Source organism: Streptomyces sp. NPDC044033 (assembly GCF_056434425.1).
Window position 1 is genome coordinate 71,623 of record NZ_JBWKFF010000025.1, and the last position, 26,666, is coordinate 98,288.

At 72.3% G+C, this 26,666-nt stretch carries 25 protein-coding genes; 14 read left to right on the plus strand and 11 right to left on the minus strand.

Annotated elements, in window-relative coordinates:
• Positions 1 to 190 precede the first annotated feature (190 nt).
• Positions 191 to 1,099: a LysR family transcriptional regulator gene (locus AC07AB_RS33585; RefSeq protein ID WP_478575142.1), complete on the minus strand. Its 909-nt coding sequence runs from the start codon at positions 1,097 to 1,099 to the stop codon at positions 191 to 193.
• Between the two features lie 159 nt (positions 1,100 to 1,258).
• Here AC07AB_RS33585 and AC07AB_RS33590 point away from each other — a divergent pair, with 159 nt between their 5' ends.
• The 3 genes from AC07AB_RS33590 to AC07AB_RS33600 all read left to right on the plus strand — a co-directional run bounded on the left by AC07AB_RS33590 (position 1,259) and on the right by AC07AB_RS33600 (position 6,036).
• Positions 1,259 to 2,737, plus strand: coding sequence for a purine-cytosine permease family protein (locus AC07AB_RS33590; RefSeq protein ID WP_478575145.1), 1,479 nt, complete (start codon positions 1,259 to 1,261; stop codon positions 2,735 to 2,737).
• Positions 2,738 to 2,828: 91 nt separating this feature from the next.
• The gene (locus tag AC07AB_RS33595; protein WP_478575147.1) at positions 2,829 to 3,479 is read left to right on the plus strand and encodes a hypothetical protein; all 651 of its coding nucleotides are present in this window, start codon (positions 2,829 to 2,831) and stop codon (positions 3,477 to 3,479) included.
• A gap of 217 nt (positions 3,480 to 3,696) precedes the next feature.
• The gene (locus AC07AB_RS33600; RefSeq protein WP_478575149.1) at positions 3,697 to 6,036 is read left to right on the plus strand and encodes an FdhF/YdeP family oxidoreductase; all 2,340 of its coding nucleotides are present in this window, start codon (positions 3,697 to 3,699) and stop codon (positions 6,034 to 6,036) included.
• Positions 6,037 to 6,062: 26 nt separating this feature from the next.
• Here the strand turns inward: AC07AB_RS33600 and AC07AB_RS33605 are convergent, their stop codons facing one another.
• Complete coding sequence (locus AC07AB_RS33605; RefSeq protein ID WP_478575262.1) at positions 6,063 to 7,250, minus strand: molybdopterin molybdotransferase MoeA; 1,188 nt, start codon at positions 7,248 to 7,250, stop codon at positions 6,063 to 6,065.
• 551 nt (positions 7,251 to 7,801) lie between these two features.
• Here AC07AB_RS33605 and AC07AB_RS33610 point away from each other — a divergent pair.
• The 3 genes from AC07AB_RS33610 (at position 7,802) to AC07AB_RS33620 (ending at position 11,763) form a co-directional block, all read left to right on the plus strand.
• Positions 7,802 to 10,090: an FdhF/YdeP family oxidoreductase gene (locus AC07AB_RS33610; protein WP_478575151.1), complete on the plus strand. Its 2,289-nt coding sequence runs from the start codon at positions 7,802 to 7,804 to the stop codon at positions 10,088 to 10,090.
• A 292-nt stretch (positions 10,091 to 10,382) separates the two neighbouring features.
• Positions 10,383 to 10,664 (plus strand): hypothetical protein, encoded by a 282-nt coding sequence (locus AC07AB_RS33615; protein WP_478575153.1) that lies wholly within the window; start codon positions 10,383 to 10,385, stop codon positions 10,662 to 10,664.
• Positions 10,657 to 11,763, plus strand: a complete 1,107-nt coding sequence (locus tag AC07AB_RS33620) for a response regulator (RefSeq protein ID WP_478575156.1) — start codon at positions 10,657 to 10,659, stop codon at positions 11,761 to 11,763. Before AC07AB_RS33615 ends, AC07AB_RS33620 begins: the two co-directional genes overlap by 8 nt.
• Positions 11,764 to 11,812: 49 nt before the next feature.
• Here the strand turns inward: AC07AB_RS33620 and AC07AB_RS33625 are convergent, their stop codons facing one another.
• Positions 11,813 to 12,607 (minus strand): TetR/AcrR family transcriptional regulator C-terminal domain-containing protein, encoded by a 795-nt coding sequence (locus AC07AB_RS33625; RefSeq protein WP_478575159.1) that lies wholly within the window; start codon positions 12,605 to 12,607, stop codon positions 11,813 to 11,815.
• Between the two features lie 114 nt (positions 12,608 to 12,721).
• Between AC07AB_RS33625 and AC07AB_RS33630 the strand changes: the two genes are divergently transcribed.
• On the plus strand, positions 12,722 to 13,585 hold the full coding sequence (locus tag AC07AB_RS33630; protein WP_478575161.1) for an alpha/beta fold hydrolase: 864 nt from the start codon (positions 12,722 to 12,724) through the stop codon (positions 13,583 to 13,585).
• A 130-nt stretch (positions 13,586 to 13,715) separates the two neighbouring features.
• The gene (locus AC07AB_RS33635; RefSeq protein ID WP_478575164.1) at positions 13,716 to 14,204 is read left to right on the plus strand and encodes a Rieske (2Fe-2S) protein; all 489 of its coding nucleotides are present in this window, start codon (positions 13,716 to 13,718) and stop codon (positions 14,202 to 14,204) included.
• A gap of 21 nt (positions 14,205 to 14,225) precedes the next feature.
• Here AC07AB_RS33635 and AC07AB_RS33640 read toward each other — a convergent pair whose 3' ends face one another.
• Positions 14,226 to 14,966 carry a cysteine hydrolase family protein gene (locus AC07AB_RS33640; RefSeq protein WP_478575166.1) on the minus strand — a complete coding sequence of 247 codons (741 nt, stop codon included), beginning with the start codon at positions 14,964 to 14,966 and terminating at the stop codon, positions 14,226 to 14,228.
• Between the two features lie 190 nt (positions 14,967 to 15,156).
• On the opposite strand from AC07AB_RS33640, the gene AC07AB_RS33645 reads away from it, so the two are divergent.
• Positions 15,157 to 15,621 carry a pyridoxamine 5'-phosphate oxidase family protein gene (locus AC07AB_RS33645; protein WP_478575169.1) on the plus strand — a complete coding sequence of 155 codons (465 nt, stop codon included), beginning with the start codon at positions 15,157 to 15,159 and terminating at the stop codon, positions 15,619 to 15,621.
• Between the two features lie 18 nt (positions 15,622 to 15,639).
• Here the strand turns inward: AC07AB_RS33645 and AC07AB_RS33650 are convergent, their stop codons facing one another.
• Positions 15,640 to 16,539 carry a LysR family transcriptional regulator gene (locus AC07AB_RS33650; RefSeq protein WP_478575172.1) on the minus strand — a complete coding sequence of 300 codons (900 nt, stop codon included), beginning with the start codon at positions 16,537 to 16,539 and terminating at the stop codon, positions 15,640 to 15,642.
• Between the two features lie 74 nt (positions 16,540 to 16,613).
• On the opposite strand from AC07AB_RS33650, the gene AC07AB_RS33655 reads away from it, so the two are divergent.
• Complete coding sequence (locus AC07AB_RS33655) at positions 16,614 to 17,612, plus strand: DMT family transporter (RefSeq protein ID WP_478575174.1); 999 nt, start codon at positions 16,614 to 16,616, stop codon at positions 17,610 to 17,612.
• Here the strand turns inward: AC07AB_RS33655 and AC07AB_RS33660 are convergent.
• Positions 17,603 to 18,934 (minus strand): aminotransferase class I/II-fold pyridoxal phosphate-dependent enzyme, encoded by a 1,332-nt coding sequence (locus AC07AB_RS33660; protein WP_478575176.1) that lies wholly within the window; start codon positions 18,932 to 18,934, stop codon positions 17,603 to 17,605. The genes AC07AB_RS33655 and AC07AB_RS33660 overlap by 10 nt on opposite strands.
• Before the next feature lie 36 nt (positions 18,935 to 18,970).
• Here AC07AB_RS33660 and AC07AB_RS33665 point away from each other — a divergent pair, with 36 nt between their 5' ends.
• Entirely contained in the window at positions 18,971 to 19,678 is a 708-nt protein-coding gene (locus AC07AB_RS33665) for a pyridoxamine 5'-phosphate oxidase family protein (RefSeq protein ID WP_478575178.1), read from the plus strand.
• Positions 19,679 to 19,712: 34 nt separating this feature from the next.
• On the plus strand, positions 19,713 to 20,372 hold the full coding sequence (locus tag AC07AB_RS33670; RefSeq protein ID WP_478575181.1) for an FMN-binding negative transcriptional regulator: 660 nt from the start codon (positions 19,713 to 19,715) through the stop codon (positions 20,370 to 20,372).
• Here AC07AB_RS33670 and AC07AB_RS33675 read toward each other — a convergent pair.
• From AC07AB_RS33675 to AC07AB_RS33685, 3 genes are all read right to left on the minus strand, one after another.
• A complete protein-coding gene (locus tag AC07AB_RS33675; protein ID WP_478575184.1) occupies positions 20,313 to 21,308 on the minus strand; it encodes a DMT family transporter in 996 nt (331 codons plus the stop codon). The genes AC07AB_RS33670 and AC07AB_RS33675 overlap by 60 nt on opposite strands.
• Positions 21,309 to 21,477: 169 nt before the next feature.
• A complete protein-coding gene (locus AC07AB_RS33680) occupies positions 21,478 to 22,557 on the minus strand; it encodes an EamA family transporter (RefSeq protein WP_478575187.1) in 1,080 nt (359 codons plus the stop codon).
• 268 nt (positions 22,558 to 22,825) lie between these two features.
• Complete coding sequence (locus AC07AB_RS33685) at positions 22,826 to 23,353, minus strand: peptidase (RefSeq protein ID WP_478575189.1); 528 nt, start codon at positions 23,351 to 23,353, stop codon at positions 22,826 to 22,828.
• Positions 23,354 to 23,670: 317 nt separating this feature from the next.
• Here AC07AB_RS33685 and AC07AB_RS33690 point away from each other — a divergent pair, with 317 nt between their 5' ends.
• On the plus strand, positions 23,671 to 24,285 hold the full coding sequence (locus tag AC07AB_RS33690) for an HAD domain-containing protein (protein WP_478575192.1): 615 nt from the start codon (positions 23,671 to 23,673) through the stop codon (positions 24,283 to 24,285).
• Between the two features lie 81 nt (positions 24,286 to 24,366).
• Positions 24,367 to 24,795, plus strand: a complete 429-nt coding sequence (locus AC07AB_RS33695) for a type II toxin-antitoxin system Rv0910 family toxin (protein WP_478575195.1) — start codon at positions 24,367 to 24,369, stop codon at positions 24,793 to 24,795.
• 81 nt (positions 24,796 to 24,876) lie between these two features.
• Here AC07AB_RS33695 and AC07AB_RS33700 read toward each other — a convergent pair whose 3' ends face one another.
• Both AC07AB_RS33700 and AC07AB_RS33705 read right to left on the minus strand, forming a co-directional pair.
• Positions 24,877 to 25,482, minus strand: coding sequence for a PadR family transcriptional regulator (locus tag AC07AB_RS33700; RefSeq protein WP_478575197.1), 606 nt, complete (start codon positions 25,480 to 25,482; stop codon positions 24,877 to 24,879).
• A gap of 288 nt (positions 25,483 to 25,770) precedes the next feature.
• Positions 25,771 to 26,424 (minus strand): site-specific integrase, encoded by a 654-nt coding sequence (locus tag AC07AB_RS33705; RefSeq protein ID WP_478575200.1) that lies wholly within the window; start codon positions 26,422 to 26,424, stop codon positions 25,771 to 25,773.
• Positions 26,425 to 26,666: the final 242 nt, after the last annotated feature.

Here is a 26,666-nt window from a genome sequence, read left to right on the forward strand (position 1 = left end):
TGGAGCAGGTTCGGCGCTCGGTGCTGTGGGGCGAACTGCGGTGGAGCGAGCGAGTGCCACGAGCCCGGCGGGCGACTCTGGCGGGCTCGGCTGAGGACCACTATGGGCGGACCGGATAGTTCCGTAAAGCAGATCTTTTTGCTCACCTGCATCTGTTGAACAGATGCAGCGGGCGGGCGGCCGCCGTGCGCTATCCGCGCAGGGTCTCCCGGCAGGTCGCGGCGAACGCCTGCGCACGCCCCGTCAGGCGTACGCCGCGGAGCTTGGCGAGGACGACGGGGAGGGCCGGCAGCTGGTCGGCGATGGGCAGGCAGACGACGCGGGAGCCGCCGTACGTGCCGTCGTGCGCGGGCCGCTGGTTGAGCAGCGACCAGCCGTATCCGGCGGCGACCATGGAGCGCACGGTCTCGTAGTTCGTGGTGCGGTGGCTGATCTTCGGGCGCACCCCGGCCTTGGCCGCCGCGGACTGGAAGTAGTCGCGGCTGACCGGCAGGTCCAGCAGCACCATGGGTTCGCCGCCGAGGTCGGCGAGTCTGACCCGGCGGCTGCCCGCGAGCCGGTGCCCTTCGTGCACGAGCGCGTACGGGGGCGCCATCGCCAGTACCTCGTGCTCGATGTCCGCGTCGAGCTCAAGGTCGTACAGCAGCCCCAGTTCGCACTGCCCGGTCCGCAGCAGGCCCTGGACGGCGGGGGTGTCGCCCTCGTGCACGTCGACGCGGACGGCGGGGTGGCGCTCGGCGAACCCCCGCAGCAGGCGCGGCAGATAGAAGGGGGCGAAGGTCTGGAAGCAGCCGACGGCCAGGTCGCCGACCAGTTCCGAGCCGAGGCTGCGCGCCGATTCGGCCAGCTCGTCGGCGTGCGTGAGGAAGCCGCGCAGCTCGTGCTGGAAGCGCTCGCCCGCCGCCGTCAGCTCCAGCCCCTTGGCGTGCCTGCGGATGAGGAGCTGGACGCCGAGTTCGCGTTCCAGGTGGGTCACGGCGGTGGAGACGGCGGACTGCGAGACGTTGATGCGCTGGGCGGCGGCGGTCATGGATCCGAGCTCGGCGGCGGCGAGAAAGTAGCGCAGCTGCACGAGGGTGAAGTTGGCGTCATGGGGCATGCCCGGATTTTTACATCTGGAAATCCGATGCAACCCCCGTGAAAACAATGTTTGACCGGGGATTTGGAATCTTCGAGACTTCCCAACCACCCGACCCACCCGCGCTGCCCACCCGCAGTACCCCAGCGCTCTTCGCCCCTCACGTTCTAGGGAGTCCGCATGTCCGGTCCCGGAGGATCCGCACCCGACACCCCCGCCGCGGCCGAAGCGGCCGCCGTGCCGGACGCACCCGCCACGGTGGAGCGGCACACGATCGACCACATCCCCGACGATGAGCGCCACGGGCGGGTCAGAGACCTGTTCACCATGTGGTTCGGGACGAACATCGCCCCGTTGCCGCTGGTCACGGGCGCTATGGGGGTGCAGGTCTTCCATCAGTCGTTCTGGTCGAGCGTGCTCGCGATCCTCGTCGGCCAGCTCGTCGGCGGCGTCTTCATGGCGCTGCACTCGGCCCAGGGTCCGCAGCTCGGCGTGCCGCAGATGATCCAGAGCCGGGCGCAGTTCGGGGTGATCGGGGCGCTGGTGATCGTGGTCGTCGCGGCGGCCATGTACGTGGGCTTCTTCGCGTCGAACATCGTGCTGGCCGGGAAGTCCCTGCACGGTCTCGCGCCCGGCGTCCCCGTCAACGGGGGCATCGTGCTGGGCGCGCTGGGTTCGGCGGCGATCTGCTGGGTCGGCTACCGCCTGATCCACACCCTCAACAAGATCGCGACCTGGGTGCTGGGCCTGGGCATCGCCGTCGGCATCGCGGTCGTGGCCTTCCGCGGCCTGCCGGACGACTTCTTCACCCGGGGCGGCTTCACGTTCGCCGGCTGGCTGGCGACGGTGTCGCTGAGTTCGCTGTGGCAGCTCGCGTTCGCCCCGTATGTATCGGACTACTCGCGCTATCTGCCCCGTACCGTCCGCACCCCCTCGACGTTCTGGGCGACGTACTGCGGCTCGTGTCTCGGCTCGACGCTGTCCTTCCTGGCGGGCACGGTGGTCGCGCTCGCCGCGCCGGGCGCCGACGACACGGTCGCGGGCTTCGACAGCGCGGCGGGCGCGTTCGGCCCCGTCGTGCTGGTCCTCTTCCTCTTCAGCGTGATCAACCACAACGCCCTCAACCTCTACGGCGCCGTGCTGTCCCTCATCACGATCGGCCAGACCTTCCGCGCCCACTGGACACCGCGCCGAACGGCCCGCGGTGCGGTCTCCGGGTCGGTGCTGGCGGCGGCGCTGCTGATCGCGGTCGGCCTGTCCGACGACTTCGTCTCGCGGTTCGTGAACCTGGTGAGCGTCCTGCTGATCGTGCTGATCCCCTGGACCGCGATCAATCTGATCGACTTCTATCTCGTGCACCGCGGGCGGTACGAGATGACGGACTTCTTCGCCGCCGACGGAGGCCGCTACGGCCGCTTCAACCGCACGGCCCTCTCGTCGTACGCCATCGGCATCGCCGTTCAGCTCCCCTTCGTCTCCACCGACCTCTATACGGGCCCCCTGGTCGCCCCGCTGGGCGGCGCGGACCTCTCCTGGCTGATCGGCCTGGCGGTGACGGCCCCCGTGTACTACCTCTGGGCCCGCCCGCGCGCCGCGGAGCCCCACCCGGCGGCACGGGTCGCGCAGGAGGAACCGGCGCGCACGGTGCCGACCGCCTGACGGCAGATCACGCAACCGTCCTCGGCGACGCCGGATCCGTCGTACTAAAGTGCGACAGACGACAGGTACGAGGAGACGCGTGGAACAGCGGGTGCGCATACACAAGGTCCCGCTGGACGGCAGCGAGGTCCGGGTGATCCGGCCGGCCCCGGCCCCGGCGCGGCTGGCCCTGCGCGACGACGGGCATTGGCTGTCGATGTACGCCGACCGGGAGGGCGCCGCCCGGCTCGCCGCCATGTGGGCGCTGGCCGCCCGGTCCGCCCGGTCGCTGGTGTACCTGCCGATACGGGCCAACCCCGCTCCCGGCGGCGTCGTCAGCGACCGCGAACCGGTCGCACTGGACCTCGTCCTGGTCCACCACAGCCTGCAGTTCCCGCCCGCGGCGTGGAAGGGGGTCCGGGCCCGCCTCGGGACCGGCGCACCGCACACCGCGGCCACCCCGGACCACGACGTTCCCGACGCGAGCGCCATCGACTACGGGCGGCTGCAGTACCGGACGTACCGCGACCACCTCGGCTTCGACATCGCCGCGCACACCGTCTTCATCGTGGGCAGCTCCACCGCGTTCCGCGAGCACGGCACCGCGCTGCGCGACCTCGTCGACCAGGCCCCGTCACACCGGCACCGCCACCCGGGCGCCGGGCACTTCTGTGTCGAGTTCACCCCCGGCCCGTGGTCACGGGCGCGGACCCGCCGGCACGTACCCGCTCGCTTGCACATCGAGTACTGCCACGCCTGGTGAACGCGGCGCGCCTTGGGCGCCGCCGGCCTGGCGGGCCGTGCGCGACCGCGCGGCGATCGGCGGGCGGTCGCGCACGTTGCCGTCCCCGGCCGGTCGCGCCACGGCCGGTCCGGCGGGCCCGATGGCCAGGGGCCCGTACCGCTCCGAGCCTCGAATGGCGTGCGTGAATCAACAGACATAGCCTGCCCGAAAGTGCCGTTTTGCGCATGATGGCCGCATGGTGGACGTGGAAGGGTCGAGAGTCTTGAGCGCCGACACCGACGGACAGAAACCCCGGGAGCCCGGAGCGGGTCCCGCCCCCGGGGCGAGCCCGGAGTTCCACCCGTACCACCATCCGGCCGCGGGCTGGGGCGCCGCCAAGAGTGTGAGCCGCTTCCTGGTGCGCGAGGGCGCGCTGGTGGACGGCCCGCGGGCGATCATGCGGATGAACCATGAGAACACCGGGTTCGACTGCCCCGGATGCGCGTGGCCGGACGACACCAAGGGGCTGCGTCTGGACATCTGCGAGAACGGGATCAAGCACGTCACCTGGGAGATGACCCGCAAGCGGGTCGGCCGCGAGTTATTCGCCGCCCACTCGGTGACCGAGCTGTCCGGCTGGAGCGACCACGACCTGGAGAACCAGGGCCGGTTGACCGAGCCGATGGTCTACGACCCGGATTCGGACCGCTACGTCCCGATCGGCTGGAAGGACGCGTTCGAGCTGATCGGCGGTTCACTGCGCGGCCTGGACAGCCCGGATCAGGTCTCGTTCTACACCTCGGGCCGGCTCGGCAACGAGGCCACGTTCCTCTACCAGCTGATGGCCCGTGAACTGGGCACCAACAACCTGCCGGACTGCTCCAACATGTGCCACGAAGCCAGCGGCCGCGCCCTCCAGGCGGCCCTGGGAACCGGCAAGGGCACCGTCGACCTCAAGGACTGGGAGAGCGCCGACGCGCTGTTCATCCTGGGGGTCAACGCCGCCTCCAACGCGCCCCGGATGCTCACCGCGCTCGCCGAGGCCCACAGCCGCGGAACCCGGATCGTACACATCAACCCGCTCGTCGAGGCGGCGGCCACCCGCACCATCGTTCCGCACGACTTCACGGACATGGCCCTCTTCAAGTCGACCCCGACCAGCTCGCTCAACCTCCAGGTGCGCATCGGCGGCGACATGGCCCTGCTGCGCGGCATGGCCAAGGCGGTCCTGGAGCAGTCCGCGACCGACCCCAAGGCGCTGGACCGGGAATTCATCGACCGCCACACCACCGGATTCGAGGAGTACCGCGCGCTGTGCGAGGCCACGCCGTGGGCGGAGATCGAGAACCAGTCCGGTCTCGGCCGCGCCGACATCCTCAAGGCGGCGCGCGTGTACGGCGAGGCCGATCGCTCCATCGTCAGCTGGTGTCTGGGCGTCAGCCAGCACGAGCACGGGGTCGACACCGTCCGGGAGATCGTCAACCTGCTGCTGCTCCGCGGCAATCTGGGGCGGGAGGGCGCGGGCCCCTCCCCCGTACGCGGACACAGCAACGTGCAGGGCAATCGCACCTGCGGCATCGATCACCGCCCCGCCGACGCGTTCCTGGACCGCCTCGCCGAGGTCTGCGAGATCGAACCGCCCCGCGAGCACGGCCTGGACACCATCGGCACCATCGAGGCGATGCGGAGCGGCGCGGTGAAGGTGTTCGTCGGCATGGGCGGCAACTTCGCCCTCGCCGCACCCGACACCGTGGTCACCTGCGACGCGCTGCGCAACTGCGACCTCACCGTGCAGGTGAGCACCAAGCTGAACCGGAGCCATCTCGTCCACGGCCGTCAGGCCCTCATCCTGCCGTGCCTCGGCCGTACCGAGAAGGACCATCAGCGCAAGGGCGTCCAGAGCACGTCCGTCGAGGACTCGATGAGCATGGTGCACCTGTCCATCGGCATGAAACGGCCCGCCTCGCCGCACCTGCTGTCCGAGCCCGCCATCGTCGCCGGCATGGCCCGCGCAGCGCTGCCCGACAGCGCCACGCGCTGGGAGTGGTACATCGAGGACTACGACCGTATCCGCGACACCATGGCCCGGGCCCTTCCCGGGTTCGAGGACTTCAACCGCCGCGTGCGCCTGCCGCTCGGCTTCCGCATCAAGCAGCCGGCCCGTGAACTGGTCTTCCTCACTCCGTCCGGAAGCGCCGAGTTCTCCACCGCCGCCCTCCCCGACGTCGTCCCCGCCCCCGGCACCCTGGCACTGGGCACCATGCGCTCGCACGACCAGTGGAACACCACCGTCTACTCCGACAACGACCGCTACCGGGGCGTCAAGAACCTGCGCACGCTCGTCTTCATGAACCGCGCCGACATGCGCGACCGCGGCATCGACGACCTCGGCCCCGTGGACATCACGAGTACGGCGAAGGACGGCAGCCGCCGGTACCTCCATGGCTACCTCGCCATCCCGTACGACATCCCTCGCGGCTGCGCGGCCGGCTATATGCCCGAGATGAACGTGCTGTGCGCGCTCGTCGACCAGAGCACCCAGAGCGATCAGCCGATCATGAAGCACGTCAAGGTCACCATCGAATCAGCCGCCTGAGCAGGCGGTGCGCGGGGGCGCCGCGTTCAGGGCCTGGGCACTTCCAGGATCTCGACGCCGGCCCCGGCCGCCGCGCCGCCGGGCGGGACCACCGCGAGGCCGTCGGCGAGCGCCAGCCCGCGCAGCATGGCCGGGCCGTCGAACGGGAGCGGCGCGACCTCGTGCCCCGTGCGGCGCACCGGCAGCAGCCGGGTGTCCCGCGGGTGCCCGGGAAGCGCCGCGGCGGCGGCCATGCGCAGCGGTTCCGCGTCCACGTGTCCGCCGAGACGCCGCAGCAGCGGTACGGCCAGGGTCGCCGTGCCGGCCGCGGCGGCCAGCGGGTTCCCGGGGAGGCCGACCAGTCGGCGCGGCCGGCCGTCGGCGGCCGGCGGCAGCTCGGCGAGCAGCATGGGGTGGCCGGGCCGTACGGCGACGGAGTCGACGAGCAGCCGGGCGTCCGCCGCGGCGAGAGCGCCGTGCAGGAAGTCCACCGGCCCGGCGGCGGTGCTGCCGGTGGTGACCACGACATCGGCGGTGGAGTCGCTTACGGCCGCCCGTACCGCGCCGAAGTCGTCCGGCACCCGGCGGCGGCCGGTCACCCGCGCGCCGCAGCCGCGCAGCCACGGCGGCAGGAGAGGGCCGAGCGCGTCGCGGACCCGGCCGTCCCGCGGCAGGCCGGACTCCAGCAATTCGTCGCCGAGCACCAGCAGTTCCACGGTGGGGCGGCGGTGTACGGCCAGCCGGTCGTAGCCGGCCGCTGCCGCCAGGCCCAGCACGGTCGCGGTCACGGTGGTGCCGGCGGGGAGCAGTGGTTCACCCGCCCGGCACTCCTGGCCCCGCGGCCGGATGTCGCGGCCCGCGGCCACCGGGCCAGGACCGGCGGAGCGGTCGAGCAGTATGCCGCTCCGTTCCTCGATCTCCCCGTCCTCCCGGCGCAGCACGGCGCTCGCTCCCGTCGGCAGCCGGGCGCCGGTGGCGATGGGCACGGCCGCACCGTCGCCGAGCGGGCCGGGCCGCCCACCGGCCAGTACGCCGCCGCCACTTGGCCGCCACGGGCCGGGGCCGGCCACGGCCCAGCCGTCCATCGCGGAGGTGTCGAACGGCGGCAGATCGGTAAGCGCCGACAGCGGTTCGGCGAGGGCGTGGCCGAGCGCCTCGGAGAGATCACGGATGACGGCCGGCAGTGGCCGTGCCGCACAGCCCCGGGCGACCGACCGGGCCTCTTCCCACGCCATGGCGTGCCCTGCCGCACCCCTTCCGGCCGGGGCCTCTCGCCGGGTCGCGCCCTCCAGCGTGCTCGTACGTGCCACGGTCATGCGCTCCTCATCCGGCCCGCCCACGGCTCATCTCCGGCCCATTCCCGACTCATTCCCGACCCATCTCAATCCCGGAAATCAGAACGGGGAGCCAGAAGGGGAATTCACCTTTGCCCTTTTGAACTGGCAGCATCGCGTTCATCATTCACACATCACCCTCAGCGAATTCCTAGACGGACACATCGAAAAGGGGCTGTCGGTTATGCGATCGGAGGCGGCTGTCTCGCCGCGCCAAGGCATCTCCGACCGTACCAGCAGCGCCTCGCCGATGCGGTGCGGCGGCCGGGAGGGAGTTCGATAAGGCGCGTCTATCAAGTCATTGACGGAACCTCTTTGACTTTCCTCCGGCGGTCGACGGAGGCTGGCTTTCGCACGGGGAGCCGGAATATCCGCGGACGGCACACGCGCGTACGCGGAGGTCCGGCGCACGATCCCGGCTGGTTGACAGGGAAACGAGGCGGACCAAGAACATGAGCGGCAACGCGGACCCGAGCGACGACCTGCGGGTCACCCCGCCCAAGACCTGGGCGACGGGTGTGCCCGCGGTGGCCCACGCGCTGGAGTACTCCCTGAGCCAGACGTCCCCGCGGCGCACCGCGCTGACGCTGCTGAACATCAACCAGGCCAAGGGCATCGACTGCCCCGGGTGCGCCTGGCCCGAGCCCGCGCCGGGCAAGCGGCATATGAACGAGTACTGCGAGAACGGCGCCAAGCACATCAACGACGAGGCCACCTCGCGGCGCGTCACCCGGGACTTCTTCCGCGAGCACTCGGTCGCCGAACTGGACGGCAAGTCGGACTACTGGCTCAACCAGCAGGGCCGGCTGACCGAACCCATGGTCAAGCGGCCCGGCGCGACCCACTACGAGCCGATCGGCTGGGACGAGGCGCTCGGCCTGCTCGCCCAGGAGCTCAAAGCTCTCGACTCCCCCGACGAAGCCCTCTTCTACGTATCCGGCCGGCTGAACAACGAGGCCGCCTTCCTCCTCCAGCTCTTCGCCCGCGCGTACGGCACCAACAACCTGCCCGACTGCTCCAACATGTGCCACGAGTCCAGCGGATCCGCGATGTCGCAGACGCTGGGCACGGGCAAGGGCACCGTCTCGCTGGACGACCTCCACAGCTCCGACCTGGTCTTCGTCGTGGGTCAGAACCCGGGCACCAACCATCCGCGGATGCTGACGGCGCTGGAGGAGACCAAGCGCAACGGCGGCAGCGTCGTCGCGGTCAACACGCTGCCCGAGGCCGGGCTCAACCGTTTCAAGCACCCGCAGCGGCCGCGCGGGGTGATCGGCCGCGGCACGCAGATCGCCGACCAGTTCCTGCACATCCGCGCCGGCGGCGACCTCGCCCTGTTCCAGGCGCTGAACCTGCTGCTCCTCGACGCCGAGGACGCCGCGCCGGGCACCGTGCTCGACCACTCCTTCGTCCAGCGGAACACCACCGGCTTCGCCGAGTTCACCGAGCACGCGCGGAAGATCTCCTGGGAGCACATCCTCGAAGCGACCGGGCTGTCCCGCGAGGAGATCGAGCAGGTCCACGAGCGGGTCCTGAAGAGCGAGAAGATCATCGTGTGCTGGGCGATGGGCCTCACCCAGCACAAGCACGGCGTCCCCACCATCCGCGAAGTCATCAACTTCCTGCTGCTGCGCGGCAATATCGGCCGGCCCGGCGCGGGCGCGTGCCCGGTACGCGGCCACAGCAACGTGCAGGGCGACCGCACCATGGGCGTGTGGGAGCGGATGCCGCAGAAGTTCCTCGACGCCTTGGAGAGCGAGTTCGGCTTCACTCCGCCCACCCGGCACGGCCTGGACGCGGTGAACGGCATCCGCGCCATGTACGAGGGCCGCGCCAAGCTCTTCCTCGGCGTCGCCGGCAATTTCGTACGGGCCACCCCCGACAGCGCGGTGACCGAGGAAGCGATGCGGGGGTGCCGGCTCACCGCGCACGTCTCCACCAAGCTCAACCGCTCCCACACCGTCTGCGGCGACACGGCCCTCATCCTGCCCACTCTGGGCCGCAGCGACCGGGACTTCCAGGCCGCCGGCGAGCAGTTCATCACCATCGAGGACTCCATGAGCGAAGTCCACGCCTCCCGGGGGAAGCTGCCGCCCGCCTCCCCGGACCTGCTCAGCGAGGTGGCGATCATCAGCCGGCTGGCGCACCGGACCCTGGGCGATATGCCGCACCTCCCCTGGAAGGAGTTCGAGGCGGACTACGGCACCATTCGCGACCGGATATCCCGCGTCGTGCCGGGCTTCGAGGACTTCAACGCCCGGGTGGCCGTGCCCGGCGGCTTCAGGCTGCCCAACCCCGTGAACGAGTGGGTCTTCCCCACTCCGAGCGGCAAGGCCGTCTTCACCCGCAACGACTTCACGATGCCGCATGTCCCCGAGGGGCATCTGCTGCTGCAGACCCTGCGCTCGCACGACCAGTGGAACACCATCTGGTACGCCCCGAACGACCGTTACCGCGGCATTCACAACGCTCGCCGGGTCGTGCTGGTCAACCCCGCCGACCTCGACGCCCTGGGCATCGCCGACCGCGGCACGGTGGACCTGGTGAGCGTCTGGCACGACGGGAGGGAACGCCGCGCGGAAGGCTTCACGGTCGTCGCCTACCCCGCCAGCCGGGGCTCCGCCGCGGCGTACTACCCCGAGACCAACGTCCTGGTGCCGCTGGACAGCGTCGCCGACATCAGCAACTGCCCCACCTCGAAGGGCGTCGTGGTCCGCCTGGAACCCGTCGCCGCCGCGTGATCCCAGCGCGGGGCACCGCGCCCGGCGGAGCCGGTCCCGCCCCTGCCGAGCCGTTCGCCGCGGCCCGGCAGGGGCGGTTTCGCGCTCTCGTGGCGCGAGGCGGCCGTTCGGCAGGGCCCACCGGCCGCCGTTGCCACGGTCCGGCAACATCTCTCAAACGTTGCCAGAAACCGCCAGTGCCGGTGTTGCCGGGCGCAACGCGCGCCGAGCGCTCCATGCTGTGCCGTGTCCCCGAGTAGCCATTCGGGGACACGAGGCGCGGCCGGGTCGGCCGCGGTCCGAGAGGGAAGACGTGGAACGATCACTGTTGTCGCTGAGGTCGGCGCTGGTGCTCTTACTCGCGGCGCTGACAGGCATAGGGGCCGGGGTGCTGACCGCCCTGGCCGGCAATGACGTTGCGCGGAGCGTGCTGTGCGGCGCGGTGGCCGTCGGTGTGTCGGTGCGGTTCTTCGACCGGCTGGTCGCCGCGGAGGACCGCGGGGCCGCGGAAGACCGCGGAGCGTCGGAGGGGCGCGGGAGCGCGGACGACGCACGGCGTACCCGTGACACGAGTCCGGAGGGCCGGCGTGGCTGATCTGCGGCCCCTGGCCGACGACTTGAACAGCGACGCCAAGGCCCTGGCGCGGATGCTCCGCGAGCTGTTCAACGGGCTGGACGTGTCGGTGCGCCGCTACGCCGCGCGCCGCCACCGGGATGCCGGCACCTTCTCGCGCTACCTCAACGGTACGCGCGTACCGCCCTGGGAGGTCGTCCTGGATCTGTTCACCGACCTGGCGGAGCAGCTGGGCACGGCGGCGACCCCGGCCGCCATCGATCTCGCGCGCGGACTGCATCAGACCGCCGTGCGCAACGGCGGCTCGCCGCAGCACGCGGTCGAGCTGATCGAGCAGCAGCTCGCCGACGCCGACCGGGTGGCCCGGCGCACCACCGCCCACGGGGACGTACTGGGCGATGCCCTGCTGGACCGCCGGCACCGGATCGCCGATCTTGAGGTGCGGCTGAGCCAGTTGGAGGCGGAGTGGACCGCCGAGCGGGCCCGCGCGGACGCCATGGCGCAGGCCGTCCCCGACGTGGACGGGCTGCTGCGCGAACGCGACGCCCTGCGGACGGAGGTGCGGAAGCTGACGGGGGAACTGTGCGACGCCCGGCGGCTGCACCAGGCGGCGGAGGAGCGGTGCGAGCTGCTTGAGCGCCAGTTGGAGACCATCGAGGCCACCCAGCGGGCGAACGGCTCCCACGCGCTGAAGCCGGCCCCTTCCACCGGTTGGCGCGGCATGCCCAAGGTGCTGGTCGTCGACGACCAGGCGGACAACCTCCTCGCCATGAACGCCGTGCTGTCCACCCTCGACCAGGAGGTGGTGGCCGTCTCCTCCGGCCGTGACGCCCTCAAGGCGCTTCTCGACCACGACGACTTCGCCGTGATCATCATGGACGTCCAGATGCCCGACATGGACGGCTACGAGACCGCCGCCCACATCAAACGCCGCAACCGCGACCGCGACGTCCCCATCATCTTCCTCACCGCCATGGGGGCCGACGCCGAGCACTCCGCCCGCGGCTATGCCGCCGGCGCGGTGGACTACATCGGCAAACCCTTCGACCCCTGGGTGCTGCGCGCCAAAGTCGCCGTGTTCACCGGCATCTTCCTCGAACGCCACGTCACTTCCCGCTGAGAGGTGGCATCTCCCGCCGCCGGTTCCGGCGGCGGGTATGCCGCGGGCTTCAGCCCGCGGCCGCGATTCCGTCCAGGAGCACGGCCAGCCCGGCCGTGAAGGTGTCGTCGACTTCCCGCTCCCACGAGGGCGCGGGCTCACCCTCGTGCAGAGGCTCGTTCACGGACGCCGCCTCCGTCGCCAGCCGTACGGACATGGGGAACCGCTCCGCGAAGTCGGGGGCGACCTCCTTCAGCAGCGCCGCGCGGCCGGCCCACCACTCCTGGTCGGACACGCCGGTCGCCGCTGCCGCCTGCCGGGACTCGGCGGCCGTCTGCGCGGAGCCGCGGACGAAGTGGAACAGCGAGCTCACGATGGCCCGAAGGGGCCGGGACGGCAGCCCGGCCCCGTACAGGACGCCCGCCAGCGACTCCAGTACGGCCTGCTCGTGCGGGCCCAGCACCGGGCGCGCGTAGGAGACCTGGAGCACCCACGGGTGGCGCAGATAGAACGCTCTGAGCTCCGTGGCCCACGATGTCACCGCGGCCCGCCAGTCGCGGTCCGGGGCGTGGTCGGCGGCCAGTTCGGCGTGCGCCCGGTCGTACATCAGGTCGAGGAGTTCCGCCTTGCCCGGCACGTAGGTGTAGAGGGCCATGGAGGTGCGTCCCAGCCGCTCGGCCACCGTGCGCATCGACAGCCCGGCCATGGAGTCCGCGTCGGCCACGGCGATCGCCGCCGCCACGATGGCATCGACGCTCAGGGCGGGCTTGGGCCCGGGGGCGGTCCGCTGGGCCCGGTCTTCCGGGGCGGCCCACAGCAGGGCCATGGACACGGCCGCGTCTCCCTGGCCGGCGATGACACTCACCAGTAACTCCTTATGCCATAAGCTATTGTCTCCCGTTATTACTTTACAGCCTACGGAGTCACGGCGGAGACCGGCGGCGCCAGCGCCCTGACCGGCGCGGATCGGGAGATGACGATGACCGAAGCGAGAAGGACCGAAGCGAAGCTGCACGACGGCAGCTCCATCGCCGTGGAGATCCACGGCGCCGGGCCCACCGTTCTGCTCCCGGTCGACGCGCGGCGGGCCGAGGGCGAGCGGGCCGAGGAGATGCGCCGGTGGGGCATGGATCCCGCGCTGGGCCGATCCCTGATCGAGGGGCTCGGCGACCGCTTCCAGGTGGTGGCCTTCGACTACGAAGGCCACGTCATGGCGGCGCCCAAGCCGGACACCCTGACCCCCGGCAACGTGGCCGCGGATCTGCTGGCGGTCGCGGACGCCGCGGGAGCCGATCGGTTCGCCTACTACGGCTACTCATGGCTGGCCCTCAGCGGCCTCCAGCTCGCGATGCGCACCGACCGCCTCTCGGCTCTCGCCATGGGCGGCTTTCCGCCCATCGGCGGCCCCTACGCCGAAATGCTCCGCGTCACCACGGCCGCCCACGGGATGTCGGGCCGGACCCCGAGCACCCCTCGAAGCTCCGGCCAGACGGCCGACGACTACGACTGGTCGACCGTCGAAGTGTCGGCGACAGAGGCCCAGACCCGTCAGTTCGTCACGCTCTACCAAGCGCTGCGGGGCTTCGACGACCGGGCGGCGCAGGCAGGGGTCGGCTGCCCCCGCCTGTGCTTCGCGGGCTCGGCGGACGAGATCGCCTACGGCGAGCGCTGGGGCGGCGTGACCGTGAGCATCGGGGCCGAGGTCACGGAGCGGCGCGCTGAGCTGGAAGCCGCCGGATGGGACGTACGCACCCTGGACGGGCTCGACCACACGCAGGCCATGCAGCCCGCGAACGTCCTGCCCGTCCTGCGTCCCTGGCTCGCCGCCCGCCTCGGTCTCTGACACCCGCCTCGCCCGGCGCCTCATCCGGACGACGGTACCGCCGTACGGCCGTGCGACCCCCGGCGGCTGAACGCCCCTGCCGACAGGCCCGTACAGAGCGGTGAACCGTCGACGGAAGAGGAAGCACACCATGACGCACTCGCCTCAGGGGCCCGCCGCCCCGAGCCGCCGCACCGTCATCGCCGCGGCCGGCGGCGCGGGGCTCGTCGCCATGCTCACCGCGTGCGGCGGCCCGGACAGCGAAGCCCGCGGCGACCCGGCCACCGGGAAGCCACAGGGCGGCGCCGACACGACCGCCGCACCCGGCGCTGAAGGAGCCGATCCGCCCGGCGACCAGGCCCTGGCCAAGACGTCGGAGATCCCGCAGGGCGGTGGAAAGGTCTTCAAGGAGCGGAAGGTGGTGGTGACACAGCCCGAGAAAGGCCGGTTCAAGGCGTTCTCGGCGGTGTGCACGCACCAGGGCTGCCTGGTCGGAGACGTGTCGAACGGGACGATCAACTGCCCGTGCCACGGCTCGAAGTACAGCATCGAGGACGGCGCTGTGCGGCACGGGCCCACCACGAGGCCGCTGCCCGCGACGCGGGTCTCCGTCCAGGGGGACTCGGTCCGACTGGGGTGAGAGCGCCCCGGGCCACGGCACTCACCGCCGGCCGGCCGCGCCCGTGGAGCGTGTGAAGCAGTCGAGTACGGACTCCGCCGTCGTGACCGTGGCGACGAGCGCGAGCGTGTTGCGGACCATCGCCGCGGTGTAGTCGGCGGGCACACCGGCGATGGCGTCCGAGGGCACGACGGCCGTGTAGCCGAGGTTCACGGCGTCGAAGACCGCCGCCGGGATGGCGACGTTGGCGGAGACGCCGGTGACGATCAGGGTGCGGCAGCCGAAGTTGCGGAGCAGGGCGTCCACGTCCGTACCGGCGATCGGGGACAGCCCGTGCAGCCGCCGTACGATGAGGTCCCCCTCGCCGACCGGTATCGGCTCCGCGATCCGCACCGCCGCGGTCCCGGTGAGCTGTTGTACGGGCAGCCGCTCGGCGGCGCGGAAGAGGCGGGCGTTGCGGTTCGCGCCGCGGCCGTCGGGGCGGCGTTCGGCGACGGCGTGCAGCACCTGCACGCCCGCCGCGTGCGCGCCCGAGACGAGGCGGGCCACGTGCATGAGGGCCCCGGACTTCCGTGCCATATCGGCGAGTTCGGGCAGCGCGCTCTCCGGGCCGACGACGCCGCGCTGGCATTCGACGGTGAGCAGCACGGTGGTCGCCGGGTCGAGTTGCGCGGCGAGCCGGTCAGCGGCCCGCGCCCTTGACGGTCCGTCCGGGCGCCCACCTGTTGCCGCATCAGCTCGCGCCCCTGACGGTTCGCCGGGCCGTACCCCTGACGGCGCCATGTCCGCTGCCACCTCCGGCTCACTCTCGGGCCTCCCCGTGCGGGCGGACCCGCGCGGCCCCGGCCACGGCGGCCGGATCGGGGGAGGCTAGCGGCCATTGCGCGGAGAGGGAAGAGACCCCATCCTTTTCTGACGCACAGTCAGCTATGTGTGGTCGACTACTCGTCGGTCACCGGAAAGGGAGGCGGGCATGGCCCTCACGCAGCGGCGAGGCCGCCGGATCATGATGTCGGGAGCGGAGCTCGACGGCTTCCTCACCGAGCAGCGCACCTGCCGGGTGGCGACGGTCGGACAGGACGGCCGGCCGCACGTCAGCACCCTGTGGTTCGCCTGGCACGGGGGCTCGCTCTGGCTGTACTCCGTCACCCGCAGCAAACGCTGGGCCGACCTGCGGCGGGACGGCCGGGTCGCGGTGGTGATCGACGACGGGGAGGAGTACGGCGAGCTGCGCGGCGTGGAGCTGTCCGGCACGGCGGTCTTCGTCGGCGAGGCGCCACGCACCGGCGAACCGCACCCCGAACTCGACGCGCCGGAGCGGCTGTTCGCCGCGAAGTACTTCGGCCTGGACGCCATGCCGTACGACGGCCGGCACGCCTGGCTGCGGTTGACCCCGGAGTCCGCCGTCTCGTGGGACTTCCGGAAGCTGCCCCGCTGACCCGCGGTCCCTCCCCTCTCAGGCGTCGGCCGCCGCCGCGCGCAGCGCCTCCACCGCCGCCCGGATGGACGGCCGCCGGTCCGCGTCCGCCCGCCAGATGGCGTAGACGTGCCTGCACATGGTGTGCCGTACGGGCACCACGCGCACCCCTTCCGGCACCGGGCCCCGCCCGAGCCGCGGCGCGACGGCGACGCCGAGCCCCGCGTCGATCAGGGCGAGCTGGGTGTGGTGCTCCTCGGCCATGTGGGAGATGCGCGGCTCGATGCCCTTGCCGCGCAGGGTCTGCATCAGCCAGTCGTGGCAGAACTCGCCCTTGGGCCAGGAGACCCACTCGTCGTGCGCGAAGTCCTCAAGGTCCACCTGGTCGCGGTCGGCGAGCGGGTGGCCGGCGGGCATCGCGACGTCCGCGGGGTCGTCCAGGATCGGCGCCTTGGCGAGCCCGTCCGGCAGGGGCAGCGGCTTGTTATACCAGTCGAGGACGATCGCGAGGTCGATGTCGCCGCGCATGACCCGCGGCACCGCCTCGTCCGGCTCCATCTCCCGCAGCCTGCTCCGGAGCTTGGGGTGTGCGCGGCGCAGTTCGGCGAGCGCGGCGGGGAACAGGCCGCGGGCGGCGGTCGGGAAGGCGCCGAGCAGCAGATCGCCGACGGCTTCGCCGCGCTGCGCCTCCAGGTCGGCCTGGGCCAGTTCCACCTGGGAGAGGATGCGGGCGGCGTGGTCGGCGAGCAGCCGGCCGGCGTCGGTGAGGCGCACGCCGCGGCCGTTCTTGGCGAGCAGTTGCTGACCTGTCTCGCGTTCCAGCTTCGCCACTTGCTGAGAGACGGCCGAGGTCGTCACATGCAGTCCGTCCGCGGCGCCGCTCACCGAGCCGTGGCGGGCCACGGCGTGCAGTGTCCGCAAGCGATCAAGGTTCAACATGTAAGTGATGCTACGCGATAACGTGCATTTTATTTCGCTTGTCCTAAGTGATCGTGCCCACCATGGTGGAGCCCATGAGCACCACCGACGCCCGCCGGAACGCGTCCGCCGCCCCCGCCCCAGCCCTCTCCCCCGCCGCACCGCGTCGCTCCGCTCTCGACTGGCGCGTCCGGTTCGTCACCCTCTGCCTCATCTGGGGCCTCAGCTTCCTGTTCATCAAGGTCGGCACCGACGGGTACCCGCCGCTCAACGTCTCCCTCGGCCGGATGGTGTTCGGCTCCGCGGTGCTCCTCGCCGTGCTGGCCGTCAGGCGGCAGCGGCTGCCGCGCGCCGGGCGCACCTGGGCCCATCTGCTCGTCGCGGCCTTCTTCCTCAACTCCCTGCCGTTCACGCTCTTCGCCTACGCCGAGACCACCATCACCTCCTCCCTCGCCGGCATCTGCAACGCCACGTCCCCGCTGTGGAGCATGGCCCTCTCGCTCGTCGCCCTGTCCGAGGACCGGCCGACCCGGCGGCGCTTCGCGGGGCTCGGCCTCGGCTTCATCGGCGTGCTGACCGTGCTCGGCGCCTGGCAGGGGTTCTCCGGCCAGGACCCGGCGGGTACCGCGATGGCGCTGGTCGCGGCGGTCAGCTACGCCATCGGCTGGATCTACGTACGGCGCACCCTCACCGGAACCGGCGAGTCCAACCTCTCACTGTCCGGCGCCCAGCTGCTGGTCGGCACCGTCCAACTGGCCGTTGCCACCCCGCTGTTCAGCTCCTTCCCGCGCTCGTTCCCCGCGGTCCCCCTGCTCGCGATCGCGGCGCTCGGCGTACTGGGCACGGGCGTCGCGTTCCTGATGCAGTACGGGCTGGTCGCCGAGGTCGGCCCCACCACCGCGATGCTCGTCACCTACTTCGCCCCGGTGATCGCGACCGCCGCGGGCGTCACCCTGCTCGGCGAGCGGCTCACCTGGAACACCCCGGTCGGCGCGGTGATCGTGCTCGCGGGCGCGGCCCTCACCCAGAGCAGGCGGCGGCCCGCCCGTTCCGGACCCCAGCACCCGGCCGGACAGGCCGAGCCTCAGTCGTAGCGCCCCGTAGGCACCCACCCGATCGCGGACGCCAGCGCCTCCGCGACCTGTTCCACCTCCCGCGGCCCCATGGTCGAGATCGTCACCCGCACCCCCGGCGGCGAGGCCAGCCGGAAGCGGGCCCCGGGGGCCACCGCCCAGCCTGCCTGGAGCAGCCGCGCCACCGCGCCCGTCTCGTCCGGCACCGGCAGCCATACGTTCATCCCGCTGCGCCCCCGCGCCTCGATGCCGCGCGCCCGCAGCCCCCGTACGAGCGCGTCGCGCCGCCGGCCGTACGAGGCGGCGACCGCCCGCGCGTCCACGGCCCCCGTCCGCCACAGCTCCACCACCGCGCGCTGGAGCAGATGACTCACCCAGCCCGGGCCCAGCCTCAGCCGGCCGCGCACCCGGTCCACGGTGACGGTGTCGCCGGTGAACGCCGCGAGCCGCAGGTCGGGCCCGTACGCCTTCGCCACCGAGCGGACGAGCGCCCAGTGCGCCGTCCCGCCCACGACAGGGCACAGCGGAACATCCACGATGCCGTGGCCATGGTCGTCCTCGATGAGCAGCGCCCGCGGGTGGCCGGACAGGACGGCGCGGAGCTCGCGGGCGCGCGCCGCGCCGATCGCGGCGCCCGTCGGGTTCTGCGCGCGGGCCGTGATCACGATCGCCCGCGCGCCCTGCCACAGCGCGCGGTCCACCTCGCCGGGCAGCGGGCCGTCGTCGTCGAGCGCGACCGGGACGACGCGCAGGCCGAGCGCCGGGATCAGGTCGAGCAGGCTGCCCCAGCCGGGGTCCTCCACCGCCACCGCGTCGCCGGGTTTCAGATGCGCGTCGAGCACGCGCTCGATGGCGTCGAGCGATCCGGAGGTGACGGCGACGGGGCCGTCGGGCACCCCGTCCGCGTCGAACGCGGCGCGGGCCAGCCGCTCCAGCTCCGGGTCGACGCCGGGCGCCCCGTACAGCGTGGGCATCGCCACGGCGCGCGCCGCGGCGGCGGCCAGCGCCTCGCCGAGCGGCGGCAGCAGCGCCGGGTCGGGGTTTCCCGTCGCGACGTCCCGGACCCCCTCGGGCGCCTCCACGCGCATGACGTCGCGCGGCGTGCTGGCGGGGCGGGAGCGGACCCTGCTCCCCCGCCGCCCCGCCGTCTCGATCACGCCCCGGTCACGCAGCGCGCGATAGGCGGAGGCGACCGTATTGGGATTGACCCCCAGTTCGGTCGCCAACTCCCTTACCGGCGGCAGCGATTCGCCCGGGGCCAGCTTTCCGGCGCCCACCGCCCGTTCCACGCTCGCGGAGATCTCCGCTGCGCGGCGGCCTTCGATCCGATACTCTCCTAGCACAAACAGCATTATGCACTAATACAATGGAGTCGCGCCATGACCGCCACCCCGCAGCACGGACAGGACCGGCAGGAGAACGAAGGCAGCACATACGCGCGCACGGACCGGACGATCACCTCCCGCGACCGCGAACGCGCCTCGTACGACCGCGAATACGTGCACGCGATACTCGACGAGGGGTACGTCTGCCACCTCGGCTTCCTCCGCGACGGCGCGCCCGTGGTCCTGCCGACCCTGTACGGACGGATCGGCGAGCGCCTGTACGTACACGGCTCGACGGGCTCCCGCCCCCTGCGCACGGCCGCGCGCGCCGACGACGGCATGCCCGTGTGCCTGACCGTCACCCATGTCGACGGCCTCGTCCTCGCCCGCTCCGGCTTCCACCACTCCATCAACTACCGCTCCGTGGTGGTGCACGGCACCGCGCGGCCCGTGACCGACGAGACGGAGCGCCGCACCGCCCTCGACGCGATCGTCGACCAGGTGGTGCCGGGCCGGGCCGCCGACTGCCGGCCCGCCGACGCCAAGGAGCTGGCGGCCACCGCCGTCATGAGCCTCGACCTCGCGGAGGTGTCGGCGAAGGTCCGTACCGGCGGCCCCAACGACGAGCCCGAGGACCTCGGCCTGCCGTACTGGAGCGGCGTCGTGCCCGTCGCCCCCGTCTATGGAGCGCTTCAGCCGTCCGAGGACCTGGGGCCCGACATCCCGGTGCCCGGCTACCTCGCCGACTTCCGGTCGCACTGACGGCACTGACGCTCCTCGCACAGGAGGCACGGACATGCTCATCCATCCCTGGGACGCCGCGCTGGACTCCGCCGAGTGGCAGCGGTGGCTCGCCGGGCACGACTTCGGCCAGCTCGCGGTCAACGGACTGCCCGGCGAGCCGCCGCACGTGCAGCCGATGCACTTCGCCTACGACCCGGGCCCCGGCGAGCACGGCGAAGCGCTGGCCCATCTCGCCCGCCCCAACCCCGTCTGGCCCGCGCTCCAGGCCGATCCGCAGGTGCTGCTGAGCGTCGTCGACGACTACGTCTTCGTCCCCGGCCCCTGGCAGGCCCCGGAGGGAGCACCGCCCGAACACGGCGTGCCCACCAGCTTCTACGCCGCCGTGCAACTGCGCTGCACCGCCCATGTCGTGGACGATCCGCATGAGAAGGCCGGGCTGCTGGCGGCCCAGATCGGCCACTTCCAGCCCGAGGGCGGCTCCGCGCCCGTAACGGTCGGCGAGGAGCCGTACGGCCGGATGCTCTCCGGCATCCGTGGCCTGCGGCTCGAAGTGACGGCCGTACGGGCCAAGTTCAAGTACGCGGGCCACAAACCCGAGGCGGTGCGGCAGCGTATGGCGGCGGCTCTCGCCACGCGCGCCGCACCGCGCGATTCAGCGGCGCGGGCCCACCAGCTGCGCCGCGGGGCCACCGCCGCGGGTGCGGACGGCTGAACTCCGCGCCTCCGCCACGGCCGGCGCGCACACCGCGCACAGCAGGACGGACGTGCCCACCGCCGTGGCGGCGGTGAGCCGTTCGCCGAGCAGCGCGACGGCTATCACCGCCGCCGTGACCGGCTCGATGAGGGTGATCACCGTGACGGTCGTGCCGCGCACGGCCGCGAGCCCCGCGAAGAACAGCCCGTAGGCGAGGACGCTGGGCACGGCGACGAGGTAGGCCATCATGCCCAGCGTGCGGCCGAGGTGGTGCGCGTGCGGCCACAGCCCCTCGACGGCCGCGAACGGCAGCAGGCAGACCGACCCCACGGCGAAGGACGTCATCGCGGCCGCGCGGGGATCACCAGCGCGGCCCCGGCGGCCCAGGTGCCGGGTGAAGAGCGTGATGGTCGCGTACCCGGCGGCGGAGAGCAGGGCGAAGGCGACGCCCGCCGGGCGGACCGTGCCCGTACCGCCGCTGCCCAGCATCAGCACGGCGAGTCCGGCGAGGGCGCCGGTCACGGCCACCGAGCCGCCCGCGCCGATGCGTTCGCCGAGCAACGCCCGGCCGCCGAACGCGACCAGTACGGGCGCCGTGCCCATCGTCAGGACCGTCCCGACGGCCAGCCCGGTCCCGGCCACCGCCCCGAAGTACCCGGCCTGGAAGACGGTGAAGCCGACGCCGGTGACGAGGACGCGGACGATGCGCGAGCGCGTCGGCTCGTGCGGGCGGGAGGCGGCGGGCCCGGCGCGGTGCGGCCGCAGGGCGCGGACGGCCAGCAGGAGCGCGAGGCCGCCCAGGGTGCGCCAGAAGGTGAGCGCGAGGGGGCCGAGCCCGCTGCTGTCGTAGAGGTATGCGGCGGCCGCGCCGACGGTGCCCCAGGAGGCGGCGGCGACGGTGACGTAGAGGAGGCCCCGGCCTACGGACAGGGATGGGTAAGGAGAGGTATGCACGAGTGTTCTCCCGCGGAAGACATGAAGTGATCACGTGGTCCCGTGTGCGGGCAGCGGCGATCAGCTCGGCTCCTGGAGATCACTCCTGGTCCGAGCCCGGTCTTCCGGGAGCGGCCGCCCGCGCTAGGCGGCGGGAGGCGGCAGAACGGTGAGGCGCATGATCGACAGCCTATGAGCGGTTCGGCCGGACGGACAAGTCCCCGTCGGCGACGGTGTCCTCATCCGTATCGCCCTCATCGGTATCGCCCTCGCCCGTGCCGTCCTCGCCCGTGCCGTCCTCGCCGGAGCCGTCCTCGCCGGAGCCGCCCGCCACCGGGGCCGCGGCGGCGTCGCCGTCGGTCCGATCGGGCCTGGCGACCTGGGCGATGAACGCGCCCAGCAGCACCACGGCCCCGCCGACGAGCTGCGGCGCGGCCAGGTGCTCGCCCAGCAGCACCCAGGCCAGCACGGTCGCGATGACCGCCTCCAGACAGGCGACCACCCCGGCCACCTGCGGCGAGAGCCTGCGCACGGAGACGACGCCCGCGAGGTAGGCGATCACGGTCGCGAACAGGACGAGCCAGGCGAGCAGCAACCCGGCCGGCACCGGTGTGCCGTCCAGCTCCACGCGGCCGGCCAGCACGGAGAAGTCCATGTCCCAGGGCCGTGCGACGACGGTGAGTACGAGCGCGCCGACGGCCATCCCGTACGCGATGACGCCGACCGGGTCCGCGGCGTCCTCGCCGTCGCCGCCGTGGTCGGCCAGGATGAAGTAGCCGACCTGGCAGAAGGCCGCGCCGAGGGCGAGCAGCAGCCCGGCCGCGTCGAAGGTCAGTCCGGACCACACCTCGACGACCGAGGCGAGCCCGCCGAGCGCGAGGACGACGCCGATCGCGGCCGACCGCGTGACCGGCCGCCGCCGCACAAAGCGCACCCAGCCCAGTACGAGGGCGGGCGCGAGGTATTCGACGAGCAGCGCCACGCCCACGGGGATGCGGGAGAGGGCCGCGAAGTAGCACGCCTGGACGCCCGCGACGGCGAGCAGGCCGAATCCGGCGAGGAGGGCGGGGCGGCGCGGCACGAGGCGGCGGTGGCGCCAGGCGAGGGGCAGCATGACCAGCGCCGCGCCGGCCGCTCGCAGCCACACCACGTGCAGCGGATCGAGCCCCGCCTCGATCAGGGGCTTGGCCGCGACGCCGGAGCTGCCGAAGGCGAGCGCGGCCAGCAGCGCAAGGCCGAGACCGGCGTTCCTGCTCCCTGACGCGCGCATCGGCACAGCATGACAGCTCGCGCCGGTCCGGTCAGGTGCGTTGTCAGGTCGGGCTCCTGTCGGGCCGGCCGGGGTCAGGTGAGCTGCCTCGTCCGGTCGGGCGGCGTCAGGCGAGCTGCCTCGTCCGGTCGGGCGGCGTCAGGCGAGCCGCCTCGTCCGCCCGACCGACGTTTGGTGAGCCGCCATTTCCGGTCGGGCGGCATCAGATCGGACGCATCTCGTCCGGTCGACCGGAGTCAGGTCGGCATGAGCCGGGTCAGCGGCGTCGTCAGGTCGGCTCCTGGCGGGCCGCGTCGTCGAGCCTCTTGGTCAGCGAGTCCAGGTCGACGCCTGCCCGGTGCAGCACCTCCACGGCGCGGCATTCGCGGTCGTGGGCGAGGGCGGCGAGCAGATCGACGCCCGTGGCGAGGTCCGCGCCGCGCGCGCAGGCGCGGCCGATCGCGCCGTCCATGGCCGCCGCCGCGGCGGGCGACCAGCCGGGTACGGCCGCGCCGTTCAGGACGGGGATGGCGCCGGAATCCTCGACGGAGCCGTGCCACCGCAGCCCGTATCCGATGGTGCGCTGGACGAGATAGCCGAGCAGTCGCGCTATCTGCGGCGGTCCGCCGTCGAAGGCGTCGCGCGCGCCGGGCGCCGATTCGAGGAGGGCGTGCAGGAGGTGGGCGGTGTCGATCTGCTCATCGCCGTCGCGCGTCGCGCGCCTGCGCGCGCCCGCGACGACCGACGCCATCTCCACACTGAGCTGGCCCTCGTGTCCGTCGCCGGTGGGATCGGTGGAGGGGATACGACTTTGCACCCTCCTACCCCATCAGCCTCCAGCAACCGAAACATCCCCGGCGGGGAGCATTTGCGCATCCCACCATGGTTGGGCACAGATGTCCGGGATCTCATCCTTGGGGAGGAGAAGGGAGCGTAGGTTTCAGGGACCGCTCAGGGGCCCGCCTCGGGGTCCCGCACTGGGGCCTCGCGCTGGGGAGCGCCGGGCAGCTCGTTCGGCGCACAAGGGGCGCATTCTCTGCCGTCGCACGCCCCCCAGGCAACCGGGGCCCGTGTGCCACACGTCCCTCACCGGCGACGGCAATCGCCATCCGCACCACGCGGAGAAGGAGACCGATGGCCACCAGACCACTGCTCTTCCTGGACATCGACGGAGTCCTCAACCCCGTCTTACCCACCCCCGGCTTCACCGCCCACGACCTGCTCGGCTTCACGGTGCTGCTGACCGTCGACCACGCCGACTGGCTCCGCGAGCTCTCCGGCACGTACGACCTGGTGTGGGCCACCACCTGGGAGCACGAGGCCAACCGCCATATCGCGCCGCTGCTGGAGCTGCCGCGACTGCCGGTCGTGGAGTTCACCGGCTACCGGCCGCAGCCCGGCGACCCGCGACTGCCCGCCCGGGAACTCTTCGAGGGCCGCAAATGGGCACCCTTGCTCCGCTTCGCGGCGGGCCGCCCCTTCGCATGGATCGACGATGTCATCCCGCCCCGGCTGGTCCGCCGCGCCCGGCTGCGGCGCGACCGGCTGCTGTTGCCGATCGACCCTGGTCACGGGCTCACCAGGGCCCATGTGGACCGCCTTCTGGCGCGCCCGCCGGCGCCCCTCTTCCACCCCCGGCCACGGCGCCGCAGGAAACCTGACGACCCATCAGTATTGAATGTTCCGCGCCCCGGGGCTACGTTCCGCGACACCGCGGGCGCACCGGGCCCGCGGCGCCGGAGCCGGTAGACGCGACAGCGGGCGCGGCGGGCCCAGTGAACGCGGCAAGCGCACAGACGTACCGAACACGGAGACCCAAGGGGTGGTCGCATGGCCGAGGTCAGCGCAGAGGCACGCATCGGGGCGCCCGCCGAGAAGGTCTGGGACCGGCTCACCGACTTCTCCTCGTACGGACAGTGGAACGCCACCCACACCAGCTTCCCCCACGGCGGCCCCGAGACGCTCGCGGTCGCGGCCACGTACCAGGAGAACATGAGGCTCATGAGCTTCCCGGCCGAGGTGGCCTGGACGGTCACGGCGTGCGACCCCGCACGGCTGCTCGTCACCAAGGGCAAGGGCCCGATGGGCGTCAACCTGACCATGAGCTACGCACTGACACCCGACGGGGACGCGACGGTCGTCCGGATCGACGGGGAGTTCACCGGCGCCGCGGTCTCGCTCATGGCCGGCAAGCTCAAGGAATCGGCGACCGCGGCGCTCGAAGAGTCGCTGCGCAAGCTCGGCGGGCTGGTGACCTGACCCCCCAGGGCCACCGCGCGACGGAGCCCCGCGGACATCCGCGGGGCTCCGTCGTCTTCGCCGCCTCCGCCATCGAGGGGCTCAGCCTTCGTCGGCGAGGATCAGGTACAGCTTCTTACGCGATTCGTTGATGACCGCGAGCGCCTTCTGGCGCTGCTCGGCGCTGCCCGTCTTCCAGACCTGCCCGAAGGCTTCCATCAGCCCGAAACCGGCCTGCCGGATCTCCTGCATGCCCTCCCAGTCGACGCCGCGCCCGGCCTCCTCCCACGGGGTCTGCGACCCCGCGTCGGCCTCGGCGCGCCCCTCCTCGGTGAGCGTGAACAGCTTCTTGCCGCCCTCGCTCTCGCTGGTGATCAGCCCCTCGTCCTCCAGCATCTGGAGCGTGGGGTAGACCGAGCCGGGGCTGGGCTTCCAGGCGCCGTCAGTGCGTTCGGCGATCTCCTGGATCATCTCGTACCCGTGCATCGGGCGGTCCTTCAGCAGGGCCAGGATCGAGGCGCGCACATCGCCCCGCCGCGCCCTGCCGCGCGACCCTCCACGCCCCCGGCCGCCGAATCCGGGCCCTCCGAAGGGCGGCCCGAACGGCCCGAAGGCGGCACGGCGCCCTTCGGAGTCCCCCCGCTCACGCCGACCGCGCTGGCCGGGTCCGCGGTGCTCGTCTCCATGATCGTGTCCGTGGTGCCACATTATGACGTTCCCCTATCGTTGATCGGTCGCGATGCGTCAACGATATATCGGGACCTGTCGCCTAGCAAGCCCTTCTCCGCGTGTGCCGTGTCTTCGCACGTCAGTCGGCGAGCCGGTGGACGCCCGGGATCGGTCCGGCGCCCCGCCGCCAGGACACCGGCGGCGGGAGGCTCCAGGGCGTCGCACCGGAGCGCACCAGCGGCAGCCGGCGAGACTCCTCAGGGGGTGTGACCGGGATACGCGCCAAAGGGGCAACGGGATGATCTTGAAGCCCTGATCTGCTCGGATCTACGTGCGGCGACGTGCAGCGGGGTCGCGTTCGGCGACGTGCCGAGCGACCGAGTCGACGCCGGGCCGTGCGTATCGCTCCAGGGAGCGGACGGAGGCGCGGCGGGAGCGGGCCAGCGGCATCGGGGTGGAGGTGCCGTCTTCCGCGTCGTGCGTGAGGGCACTGTGCCGTAGCCGGTGGAGCGTCCAGCCGTCCAGGTCCTCGATGTCGTCGGGTGAGACGAGGGGGTTGGCCAGCAGCCGGGTGTTCTCCTCGAAGATCTCCTCAGCGCGGCGGCAGGAGAGCCGGGCCCGGCCGGTCTCCGGGCACACGTCGAGCGTCGGTGTTCCGGCCGGGGCCTTGCGGTCGGTGAGGAACAGCGGGCCGCGGGTGCGGCGGGCGATGAGGCGGGGCAGGAGCTGGGCGATGCCGGACTGCCAGTGAATCCACTCGATCGCCCCGCCCTTGGCGGTGGACTTCCCCCGCTTGCCCTGCGGGTACAGGTCTTCCACGTTCAGGCACAGCACCTCGTCGGCCCGTGCGGCAGACTCGTTGAGCATCTTCCACTGCGTCTTCTCCCGCAGCGCGACATCGAGGCGCCACAGGGCAGCGATCTGATTCTCCGCGAGAGCCCTGGTGCGCGATGGACAACTCCCGGTTGACGGTGTCGGCATCCACCTCGTCCGCCCGCGCCGCCGCCAGCTCGGCCAGCACCTCGGGCAGCGCCAGGCCGTCGATCGCGGCGAGGGGGAAGAGGGGCGGCTCCGCGCCGCGGCGAGCCGGTCCGGTCCTGTCGGTGCGGGTTCGCCGGCGAGCATCCATCCCCACGTCGTCAGTGAGATCCGGTAGATCCGCGCGGAGGACTTCGCGATGCCCGCGCCGGTGAGGCACCGCGCGACCGCCGCGGTGTACGACG